At 61.9% G+C, this 11,117-nt stretch carries 10 protein-coding genes; 6 read left to right on the top strand and 4 right to left on the bottom strand.

Annotated features, from left to right (window positions below):
* The coding region (locus tag VMW12_03875) for a hypothetical protein (GenBank protein ID HUZ48866.1) at positions 1-236 on the bottom strand (236 nt) is incomplete at its 3' end.
* A gap of 55 nt (positions 237-291) precedes the next feature.
* On the opposite strand from VMW12_03875, the gene VMW12_03870 reads away from it, so the two are divergent.
* Entirely contained in the window at positions 292-753 is a 462-nt protein-coding gene (locus tag VMW12_03870; protein HUZ48865.1) for an EVE domain-containing protein, read from the top strand.
* Between the two features lie 53 nt (positions 754-806).
* Here VMW12_03870 and VMW12_03865 read toward each other — a convergent pair whose 3' ends face one another.
* Both VMW12_03865 and ppk1 read right to left on the bottom strand, forming a co-directional pair.
* Entirely contained in the window at positions 807-3,725 is a 2,919-nt protein-coding gene (locus VMW12_03865) for a TonB-dependent receptor (protein ID HUZ48864.1), read from the bottom strand.
* Positions 3,726-3,839: 114 nt separating this feature from the next.
* On the bottom strand, positions 3,840-5,990 hold the full coding sequence (gene ppk1, locus VMW12_03860; GenBank protein HUZ48863.1) for a polyphosphate kinase 1: 2,151 nt from the start codon (positions 5,988-5,990) through the stop codon (positions 3,840-3,842).
* Here ppk1 and VMW12_03855 point away from each other — a divergent pair.
* The 4 genes from VMW12_03855 to VMW12_03840 are packed head-to-tail and all read left to right on the top strand — an operon-like array spanning position 5,989 to position 8,869.
* A complete protein-coding gene (locus tag VMW12_03855; GenBank protein ID HUZ48862.1) occupies positions 5,989-6,588 on the top strand; it encodes an ABC transporter permease in 600 nt (199 codons plus the stop codon). The two genes, ppk1 and VMW12_03855, sit on opposite strands and share 2 nt — an antisense overlap.
* Positions 6,585-7,460 carry a glycine betaine ABC transporter substrate-binding protein gene (locus tag VMW12_03850; GenBank protein ID HUZ48861.1) on the top strand — a complete coding sequence of 292 codons (876 nt, stop codon included), beginning with the start codon at positions 6,585-6,587 and terminating at the stop codon, positions 7,458-7,460. The genes VMW12_03855 and VMW12_03850 overlap by 4 nt, the downstream gene beginning before the upstream one ends.
* Positions 7,461-8,249: an ABC transporter ATP-binding protein gene (locus VMW12_03845; GenBank protein ID HUZ48860.1), complete on the top strand. Its 789-nt coding sequence runs from the start codon at positions 7,461-7,463 to the stop codon at positions 8,247-8,249.
* Complete coding sequence (locus VMW12_03840) at positions 8,246-8,869, top strand: ABC transporter permease subunit (protein ID HUZ48859.1); 624 nt, start codon at positions 8,246-8,248, stop codon at positions 8,867-8,869. Before VMW12_03845 ends, VMW12_03840 begins: the two co-directional genes overlap by 4 nt.
* 1 nt (position 8,870) lies before the next feature.
* On the opposite strand, the gene egtD is transcribed toward VMW12_03840, so the two are convergent.
* Positions 8,871-9,872: an L-histidine N(alpha)-methyltransferase gene (gene egtD / locus VMW12_03835; GenBank protein HUZ48858.1), complete on the bottom strand. Its 1,002-nt coding sequence runs from the start codon at positions 9,870-9,872 to the stop codon at positions 8,871-8,873.
* A 359-nt stretch (positions 9,873-10,231) separates the two neighbouring features.
* Between egtD and VMW12_03830 the strand changes: the two genes are divergently transcribed.
* Positions 10,232-11,117: IS110 family transposase (locus tag VMW12_03830; protein ID HUZ48857.1), on the top strand; the 886-nt coding region annotated here is incomplete at its 3' end.

The raw sequence follows: 11,117 nt of genomic DNA, 5'->3' as shown, positions 1-11,117 counted from the left end.
GTATCGGAGCCGTATCCCGAGAATCGCTGCGCGTCGGCGGAGGTGAAGATCGAACGCCAACGGTTCGCGGGGGACTCCGCGAGCCGCTCGACGATCGCCCGGTCCGCAAACGGGTCGAAGTGGATATCGCTCAAAAGAATGGCGCTCTGGGACGACGGCGCCGGCGCGCCGGCTGCGGGTATCGAAACCCCGCACACGGCCAGGCAAAAGCACAGAAGAAGGAGGCGGCGCAGCATGGCCCAACGCTTCTTATCTTACCCGGTAGTCCCTCTGCCAACACACGGAGCAACCATGCGATATTGGCTCTTCAAAAGTGAACCGCACGCGTACAGCTTCGAACAGCTCCGTGAAGACCGCACGACCCCATGGTCGGGCGTGCGAAACTATCAAGCACGCAACACGATGATGGAGATGCACGTCGGGGATCGCGGGCTCTTCTATCATTCGAGCATCCCGCTGCCGTGCGCCGTCGGGATCTGCGAAGTGGTGCGCGCGGCGCACCCCGATACCACGGCGTTCGACCCGCACAGCGAGTACTACGATCGTCGCAGCACGCCGGAAAAACCGCTCTGGATGATGGTCGATGTCGGTTTCGTGAAGCCGTTGCAGCATCCCGTGACGTTGGAGCGCATGCGAGCGGATCCTCGGCTCGTGGGTATGGCGCTGCTCAAACGCGGGTCGCGGCTCTCGGTTCAACCGGTCGCACCGCACGAATGGAAGATTATTTTAGAACTCTCGAAATCGCTCGAATAAAAAATGGGGCCCGCGCCGTGCGCGAGCCCCGTTGAAACAAACGGCCGATGCCGTTACGGGTTTTGGAAGTCGCTCGCTCCCGCCCCAAACGTTTTCGTCAGTTCGAAGCGATAGGTTGCCGGCCCCAGCACATTCCCGACGGTCGCGCCCTGCGCGCCGTTCGCGAGTTGGATGGGAACGCCGCCTCCGTAAACGGGGAAGAGTCCGTTATAGGCATTGAAGATATTGTCACCGGAGATCTGCACCGAGACAAGCTTCGAGAGCGGGTAGCGGACCGTTGCGTAGGCTATCCCGAAGGGTGGTTCGTTGAGCGAGTTATTATTGCCGTAATACGTGTCGCCGAACGCCGCATACGCGCCGTTCTTGGTACGGTACGAGAGCTCGAAGTTGCCTTGCGCGTAGGGAACGCGCGTGTTCATGCTTCCGATCGTGCTGCCGAACCCGATACTACCGCCGTTGAAGTTCTGGTTGGCGATAATATTGAGGTTCTGATTCGCAGTACAGGCCGGGCCGGGCTGGCTGCAATAGAAGTACGGCGGCAAGTTATAGACGTACGCGCGCTGCAATCCGCCGGAGAGCGAGTAGCCCAAGCCGACCTCGGGGGTCCGGCGTATTTGCAGTTCGACGCCTTGAAAACGGGCGCTGCTGAGGTTCGTGATTTCGCTGTAGTAGATCGGCGTATTAGCGGGGATCACACCGCCGCCGGCCACCGAACAAGGAATCACTCCGCCGCCGCAGGTGTACGGGCTGGGTACCGTCTGCCCGAAGTAGTGGTTGAACAAGTTGGTCTGATAGACGTCGCCCGAGAGCGACGTCACGCGATCTTTGAACCGGTAGTCCGCTCCGAGATCGAAGCCGAACGCGGTCTCCGGACGCAGCCCGCCGTTATTGTGCGTCAGCGTCGCGAGGCCAGTGCTGGTGTTGTACGTGGCTCCGGGCGGGGTGATCTGGCTGAGTAATGCAAGGTAGGGCGGCGCGATGGAGGAGCCGACCGATGCTCGCAACGCGAGATTTTGCTGCGGGCGATACTCAAAGCCCAGTCGCTGGTCGAAGTGCGAGTTGGTGCTCGTATTGAACGTCACGTTCGAGCCGTTGATCGCGCAATTCGAAAAAGCGCCCGAAAACGGACACGTCACGGGGTACGTGCTGCGGTAGGTATTTTCGTAGAGGCTCAACGTCGACGAGAGCTTGGGGCTCAGATCGAAGCGGCCGCGAAGCAACGCGGTGGTGAAACGTTGCGACGAACCGGTCGGCAGCCCAACGCTGGTGAATGACGAGATCGAATACGCCGTCGTTTGCGAGTTCGTCTGATCGATGGCAAACGTCAGGACGTTGCTGTTACCGATCGGGTGATCCCATTCGAACGAGAGGCCGTCGAGTTTATCTTCTTCGGTCTGATTGTAGTAATCGTAGAACGAAATCGGCACGTTCTCGCCGTTATATTGGACCGGCGGTACGGCGCAGGTCCCGTTCGGACCGCTCTTCGGACATGTCGTTCCGGATACCGTACCGTACGCAATGTCGGGGATCTTCGGCGAGATGCCTTCGTTAACGAGTCTCGCGATGCCGGCATGGTAGAAGCGTCCGAGCACGGTATCCCGGCCGACCGTCGAGCGAATCTCCGCCTGCACGATCGGTTCGTTGTTCACCTCTCTGTCCGTGCCGCCCGGATGGATGAAGTTGACGTGTAACGCTCCGGGTTGAAGCGCGCCGCCGTATGCGGCCATCGGGGCAAACGTCCCGAGCGTCATGTTTCCGGTATTGCCGTTTTGATCGGCGGTCGTCTGGCTGCCGAGGTAACTCGCGGTGACGCTCGTCGCCGACGAGAGCTTGTAACGGAACTTGAGCAGCTCGGAGAGACTGTTGTAATTGCCGGTGATGTTGTAGCAACAGCCGATCAGCGGATAGATCGTCTGAATTTTGCTGGCGGTTCCGGGTACCGGCGTCGTCGTGCCTTGGCCGTTGAAACCGCTCAAACGCTGGCCGTTGACGAACCCGCCGGATGGGTCGTAGTACGCTTGATAGTTGTTGACGGCCGAAGGTTCGTCGATCGAGGCGACGTCGGCAACGAAGCCGAGGCGACCGTTCAGAATAGTATCGGAGATGCCGAGGTTGGTGAACGTCCCACCGTGATTGGTGAACCCGAACGAGTAATCGGGGGTGGGGTTCAGGGTCGGATCCTTCGTGCGGAAATTGACGGTGCCGCCGATCGCATAGTTGACCTGCGGCGACATCGCGCCGGGGCCTTTGATGACTTCGGCGCTCTGCAACATGTAGCTATTGAGGAACGTCGTCACGTAGTCGCCGTACTGGCCGACCGAGAGCGGATGCCCATCGATCAACGAGGCGGTTTCGAACGAGCCCGCTCCGCGAATATTCGGGACCGTGATAGCTCCGGGCACCGCTCCGCTCGCGCTGGACGCGGGGAACGAAATCTGCATCCCCGGAATCTGATTGAGCACGCGCGTTACTTGCGCTTGCCCCTGATCTTGAAACGCCTGCGCCGTCACGACGTTAACGGACGCCGTGCTGGTGTTGAAGCTTCCGCGCCCGACCGATCGCACGGATGCGATGGTGCGCAGCGAGGTAAACGTCGCCACGTGCATGCGCACGTCGAGATTCTGCGTTTGGCCCTCGGCCACCGCGAAATCGGCGGCCGACGCCGTGTCGTAGCCGGCTTTGGCGACGGTTACTCGGTAGAGCCCGGGCACGATATCGGCAATCGTAAATGCCCCGGTCGCATCGGTCGCCGTGCGGTACGAATGCGGGCCGGAAACGTTCACCGTGGCTCCCGCGATCGGCGAACCTTGATCGTCCTTAACGGTGCCCTGCACCGCGCCGGACGCAGTAGTAGCGGAAGCAGCCTGGGCCACCGTTATCGGCGCTGCGTTCGCAACCGTTGCCGCACTAACGGGTCCAACGGTAAACACAGCCGCGACGGAAGCGGCCAGGATGCGAGTGAGTATCCTCACAGGTCCTCCAGTAAAGAGCAAAGGGACAATACGAAAATCCAGCGTCTTGCGAGCCGGTTCTCATAAAGAAAGTGTATGGTCCCTAGATTAAGGTTAGATTATAGGAGTCGGCCTCTACCCGGCTTGGGCGCGATTCAAGAAAACCTGCTGGGCATCGACCGGCATTTCTCCCGAACCCGGGCGGTTCCGAACATACGATCCGTCGGGCATCAGGGTCCGGCTCTTGAGATTATCCGCCATGAGCACCGAGAGAATCCCGGTGCACAGCTGCTGCGCGAGCTCCCGATCGAGAACCGGAACGCCGATCTCCACCCGCCGATCGAGATTGCGCCCCATCCAGTCCGCGCTCGAAAAATACGCCTCTTGCCGGCCGCCGTTCTCGAAGACGTAGATCCGCGAGTGTTCGAGAAACCGGCCGACGATGCTGCGCACGCGAATCGTTTCGCTTAGCCCGGGCACTCCGGGCCGTAGCACGCACATGCCGCGAACCAGCAGTTCGATCGGGACCCCGGCCTGCGAGGCTCGGTAGAGCGCTCGGACCACTTCGGCGTCCGTAATGGCATTGAGCTTCGCGCTGATCTTCGCGGGCCGGCCGGCACGCGCGTGCTCGGTCTCGCGGTCGATCAGCCCGATGATTTCGCGCCGCAGCGTCACCGGCGCGACCAGCAAATCTTCGTAGTCGGTGATCTTTGAAAAGCCGGTCAACGCGTTGAACAACTGCGATACGTCGCCGCCGAGTTCCGGGCGCGAGGTGAACAGGCTCAAATCCGTGTAGAGGCGCGCGGATTTTTCGTTATAATTTCCCGTGCCGAAATGCATGTATCGCCGGATGCCGTCGTCCTCTTGCCGCACGACGAGCATCGCCTTCGCGTGGACCTTGAGCCCGGCGAACCCGTAGACGACGTGAACGCCCGCGCGTTCGAGGCGGCGCGCCCATTCGATATTATTCTCTTCGTCGAACCGCGCTTTGAGCTCGATCACGACCGCGACCTGTTTCTCGTTTTCGGCCGCTTCCAATAAGGCGCGCACGATCGGGGAGTTCTTTCCCGAGGTACGATAGAGCGTTGCCTTGATGGCCAGCACGCGTTCGTCGCTGGCCGCCTGTTGCACGAATTGCACTACCGGATCGAACGATTCGTACGGATGGTGTAACAGGATGTCGCCTTCGCGAATCTCGGCGAAAATATCGGTCTTGCCGATTAGGCGTTTGGGAATCGCCGGCATGAACGGCTCGTCGCGGAGCGCTTCGTAGTCCGGCAGGCCGATGAGTTGCCAGAGATCGTTCGTGGCGAGCAATCCGTCGATTTCGTAACAATCGACGTCGGCCAGCGAGAGCGCGCCGAGCAACAACTCGCGCATGTACTCGGGCATGCCGCGTTCGATCTCCAGACGTACCGGCTCGCCGAAGCGGCGGCGCTGTAGTTCGGATTCGATCGCGCGCAACAGATCGTCGGCTTCGTCTTCTTGAAGATCGAGGTCGGCGTCGCGCGTGACGCGGAAGAGATACGAGTCGCGAACGCTCATCCCCGGAAAGAGCGCGTCCAGGTGGTGGGCGATCAAATCCTCGAGCAACACGAACCAGCGTTGCCCCTCGGGCGCTCCTTCGACCGGCACGAAGCGCGCGAGGCTCTGCGGAATTTTCACCCGCGCGAAATGCAGCTCGACGCCGTCCCCGGTAAGCTCTTCCAATTCGACCGCGAGCGAGAGCGAGAGGTTCGAAATATATGGGAACGGATGCCCGCTATCGACGGCGAGCGGCGTGAGCACCGGAAAAACGCGGTCGTCGAAGGTGCGCTCGAGTTGCGCCTGCGTCTCTTCGTCCAAGTCGGCGACGCGGCGCATGACGATGCCGTGTTCCTCCAGGGCCGGGAGCAGATCGTCTTTGACGACGCGCATCTGCGCGATCAGCGAGTCGCGCAGGCGCTCCGAGATGGCGGCTAAGTGTTCGGCCGGCATTCGGCCGTCATCGGAGCGCTTGACGACCTGGGCCTCGATCTGCTGTTTGATCGCCGCAACCCGAATCATGAAGAATTCGTCGAGATTGGTCCCATAAATCGCCGCGAACTTCAGGCGCTCGAACAGGGGATTGTTGCGGTCGAGGGCTTCCTCGAGCACCCGACCGTTGAACTCGACCCACGAGAGCTCGCGACTAAAGAAGAGCGACGATTCGCTCGGCGCGACCGTCGCGATCGCTTCGGAGAGTTCCGGGTGCGAAAGCATAGAACCAACGGGATTCGCCACCACGCAGCCAAAGTCTAGTCTCATGTGGGGTGACCTAGCGATACATCTGTGGGAGCACGTCCAACTCGCGGCGGCGGCCCTGGCCCTGGCGCTCGCGTTCGGCCTCACCTTCGGAATCGCCGCCGCATACGTCGCGCCGCTCCGCGCGGCGATCCTAGCCCTGGCGAGCATCGGCAGAACCGTGCCGAGCCTTGCGGTCCTCATGCTGCTCCTTCCCTGGCTCGGGGTCGGCGTAGCCTCGGCCGTCGTCGCGCTGGCGATTCTTGCCATCCCGCCGATCCTCATCAATATCGACCTCGCCATCCGCGAAGTACCGCGTCCGGCCATCGATGCGGCCACCGGCATGGGCATGGACGGCCGGCAACGCTTCGCACGCGTGATCGTGCCCTACGCGCTTCCGGTCGGCGTCGTGGGCGTCCGGACGGCCGCGACCGAGGTGATCGCCAGCGCCACGCTCGCGACGTTCATCGGCGGCGGCGGCCTGGGCGACGATATCGTTCGCGGCCTCCAAACCGACGATGCCGGGCTGCTGGTCGCATCGGCGACCATCGTGGCCGCACTAGCGATCGTCGTCGACCTCATCTTCTCCCGCATCGCCGACCGTCTCGAGGTACCAGCATGAAGGTTTCCCGCGCTCGCGCCATGGCGCTCATCGGCTCCGCCGCGTTACTTCCGCAATGCGCCGGCGGAGACGTGATCCGCGTCGGTTCCAAAAATTTCACCGAATCGATCGTCATTGCCGAGATCTACGCGCAGGCGCTCGAAGGTGCGGGCATGCGCGTGGCGCGGCGCTTGAATCTCGGATCGACGGAGATCGCGCTCGCCGCCCTCGCACACGGCGATATCGATCTCTATCCCGAGTACACCGGCACCGCCTTGATCGACGTGTTGCACCGCCCGCCGCTCGCCGACCCGCGCGCGGTCTACGATGCGGTCCGTATCGCGTTCTTGCAACAATACGGATTGGTGTGGCTGGAGCCTTCGCCGCTCGACGATTCTCAAGCCCTCGCAACCACGCCGGCGATCGCGCGACGCTACGGCCTACGCACGCTCTCCGATCTCGCCGGCAAAGCACGTCTCTTACGGCTTGCGACCATTCCCGAATTCATCACGCGCGCGGATGGTCTGCCCGGGTTGCAGCGCGTCTACGGCGGTTTCCATTTCGCCAGCGTGCACGTGTACGACATCGCCCTCAAATATCGCGCGTTGATGACCGGGCAAGCCGACATCGCCACGGCCTTCAGCACCGACGGAGCGATTGCCACCGACCACCTGCAGGTGCTAATCGACGACCGGCATCTGTGGCCGCCGTACAACGTCGCTCCGGTCGTTCGATCCGCAGCGCTCAAAAAATCCCCGCGCATCGCCACGATCCTCAATCGCATCGCACCCGCCATCACCAGCGCCGCAGCCGCGCGCATGAATGCGGCCGTAGAGAACCAGAACGTCGGTCCCGCCGACGTAGCGGCCGCCTTTCTCAAAGGCTCGCCATAGGTGCAGCGTGGTGCCGAAATCGTCGTTCGCGGGGCCGGCGTTACGTATCCCGGCGCGGCCACGCCGACTCTGCAAGATCTCACCTTAACGATTGCGCCCGGCGAGTTTCTCGTCGTTGTGGGCCCGTCGGGTTGCGGCAAGAGCACGCTGCTGCGAACGATCAATCGATTGATTCCGCTGGGCGCCGGGAGTATCGCGATCGACGGCACCGATATCGCATCGCTCGATCCGGTCGCGCTGCGTCGCAGTATCGGCTATGCGATTCAAGCGGTCGGGCTCTTTCCACACATGCGGGTCGGCGCCAACGTTGCGATCGTTCCCGAACTGCTGGGCTGGTCTCGAGAGCGCATCGCCGCGCGCGTCGACGCGCTTCTAACGCTCGTTCATCTCGATCCCGAACGCTATCGCGACCGCTTTCCACGCGAACTCTCCGGCGGAGAGGCGCAGCGCGTCGGGGTAGCTCGCGCCATTGCGGGCGAGCCGCGCGTCCTGCTCATGGACGAGCCGTTCGGCGCGGTAGACGCGATCGTCCGCTCGCAGCTCCAAGACGAAATGCTCCTTTTGGTGCGCGAACTCGAAACGACCACGCTGTTCGTAACGCACGATGTCGATGAGGCACTCCTGCTCGCCGATCGGATCGCCGTCGTCAATCGCGGACGCATCGAACAGATCGGCACGCCGCTCGAAGTGCTCGCCAACCCGGTCTCGCCGTTCGTGGAACGGCTTTTTCACGCCAACGACGCCGTCGTCGAACTGCGCGAAAAAGCGCGAGAACAGCACCACCGATGAGTTACCTCATCGCGCACCCCGAACGCGTGCTCTCGCTCACCGGCGCCCATGCGGCGATGGTGGCCGCGGCACTCGTCGTAGCGCTCGCAATCGCCTTGCCGCTCGGCATCCTCTCTTCGCGAAACCCGCGGCTGCGGCCGCTGCTGCTCGGCGGGCTGGGCGCGATCTATACGATCCCAAGCCTCGCGTTGCTGGCGCTCTTGGTGCAACTCTTCGGGTTGGGCATCGCGCCGATCTTCGTCGCGCTCGTCGCATACGGGCAGTTCATGCTCGTGCGCAATATCGACGCCGGCTTGCGTGGGGTCGATCCCGCCATGCGTGACGCCGCGATGGGGCTAGGCCTATCGCCGCGCATGCAACTCCTGCGCGTCGAACTTCCGCTCGCGTTGCCGGTGATGGTCGGCGGCCTGCGCATCACGGCGATCGCGACGATCGCAATCGCGACGTTAGCGGGTTACGTGGGCGGTGGCGGCCTAGGCGTGCTGATCTTCGATGGGCTTGCGTTGCACAACACCGCGATGATCGTGGCCGGAAGTCTATCGGTCTGCCTGCTCGCCATTCTCGTCGACGGCTCGCTACGATGGTGCGAACGCGCCGTCCGAGCCCGGCTCGGCGGGTAAACTACTCGTGCTCGAACAGCTGGATCGCGAAGCGCTGGGCGCTGTCGCACCACCGTTTCCGAGGACGGAAACCGCTAGCCGCACCCAACTTCGCCAATTCCCCTTCATCGAACTTATACGACGACTCCGTATGCACGCGTTCGCCGGACTCGAAGGCAAAGGTCATCCCGAGCGCATCGATCGCCACGTCCTGCGCGCGATCGGCGCGCAAGAACGAGTCGACGCACCCGCGTTCTTCGTCGTACACGGCCTCGTGCGTAAATGCCGTCAGATCGAAATGGCCGCCGAGTTCGCGATTGATCCGTCCCAGCATGTTGCGATTGAAGGCCGCGGTCACGCCGGTCGGATCGTTGTACGCAAGCTCGAGCGTGCTCCGATCTTTCTTCAAATCCACGCCGAGCAGTAAGCCGTCCCCGGGCCGCAGCGCTTTGGCCACGAGGCGCAACAGCGCGCGGGCGCTCTCCGGCTCGTAGTTGCCGATGTTCGATCCCATTAGCATCGCCAGCACTTTGGTCTCGAACCGCAACTCCGGCGAAGCGAGTACCGCGAAGTAGTCGCCGGCATAGGCGCGGATGCGCAGGTTCGGATACGCATCGACCAACGCCACCGCCGAAGCGCGCAACGCCTCGAGCGAGATATCGATCGGATCGTAGCGCAGCGCCCCCTGCACGCGCAGCGCTTCCTCAACGAGCAACCGGGTCTTTATGGCGCTCCCGCTACCGAGTTCGAGAAACTCCAGCGGAGCGTCCAGCTCGCGCACGATCTCCCACCCGGATTCGCGAAGAATCTCGGTCTCGGCTCGCGTCAAATAATACTCCGGGAGCCGCGTGATCGCATCGAACAGCACCGAACCCAGGTCGTCGTAAAAATACTTCGCCGACAGGCGCTTGTACGGAGCGCCGAGACCGCCGCGCACGTCGTCGGCAAAACTCGTCTGCGCGGCTGCGTGCGGCAACTCGACGATCTGGAGCCGGTCGGAGATCGTCGTTAATTGTGCGCCCACTAGTCCTCCACGCGTTCGTGCCGGCATCGACTTTGACGCGGTTATACCACCCGAACGCGCCAACTAACCATTCGGTTTCAGCGCTGCGTACGAGCTCCCCGCGGCGCCCAACGGCATCCATGCTTTGGGGGACCGTTCGTCAGCCCGCATCCTCATATGATGTGAAGTGGAGGGCGTAGAACGCCCCCCACACGGTGTCGGCACGCTGTGCGCATCCTTGGGCCCGAAAGCCCGCCACGCAGATCAGCGGCCGCACCAACTTTGACGAGCCGATCGAACGGTATCGTGGGACGCGCCTTGCGCTGATCCCGTATGTATGAGGTTGATCTTAGCGCTCGTCTTCTGGCAAGGGGGAATCCGTGCCTGTAGACTTCCTTGGCGTCGACATTTCAAAGGCTGATTTTCACGCGCATCTATTGCAAGCGAAAGGGTCCACGAAGCGCACCTTCCCAAACAGCGTGGCCGGCTACGGACAGCTCAACCGTTGGCTTAAGAACCGAAAGGCTTCAGACTTGCATGTTTGCATGGAGGCCACTGGCGCGTACTGGTTGGGCCTTGCGACACATCTACATACACGGGGTGTGCGCGTTAGTGTTGTAAATCCAGCGTCTATTAAGTATTTTGCTCGCAGCCAGATGAGGCGAACAAAAACGGATGCGGTCGACGCAGCGATCATTGCTGAGTTCTGTAAAACGCAGGGACCCGCGCTGTGGGAGCCGCCTGCCAGGGAAATCCTTGAACTGCGGGCGATTCTCGCCTATCGAAATCACTTGGTGTCGGAACGAACGCGCGTCAGGCATCTCGTATCGACCATCAACGAAGCCCACATCGTTGAGCAAAGCACCGATACGCACGTAGCAATGCTTGATGATCTTATCAAAGGTGTTGAAGAGCAGCTCCATGCTCTTATCGACAAAACACCCGTCCTTTCCGAGTCCGTGCATCTGCTGGAAGGCATCCCGGGAATTGCCTGGCGTTCCGCGGCGTCTATTATCGCTGAACTTCCCTACGAGAAATTGCGCAACAGCAAGGCCGCCGCGGCATATGCTGGTCTCTGCCCAAGCGATCGGCAATCAGGAACGTCGATTCATGGAAGATCGCGGCTAAGCAAAATGGGCAACGCCAATCTACGCAGAGCGCTCTATATGCCAGCCCTCAGTGCCATGACTACCTCTACGGCGCTCGCTCGGTTTGCCACCAGACTAAAGCTTCGAGGAAAGCGAGGGAAGCTCGTCGTCGCTGCTC

The organism is Candidatus Dormiibacterota bacterium (assembly GCA_035532835.1).
Classification (GTDB): domain Bacteria; phylum Vulcanimicrobiota; class Vulcanimicrobiia; order Vulcanimicrobiales; family Vulcanimicrobiaceae; genus DAHUXY01.
This window is presented reverse-complemented; position numbering and strand designations above follow the sequence as displayed.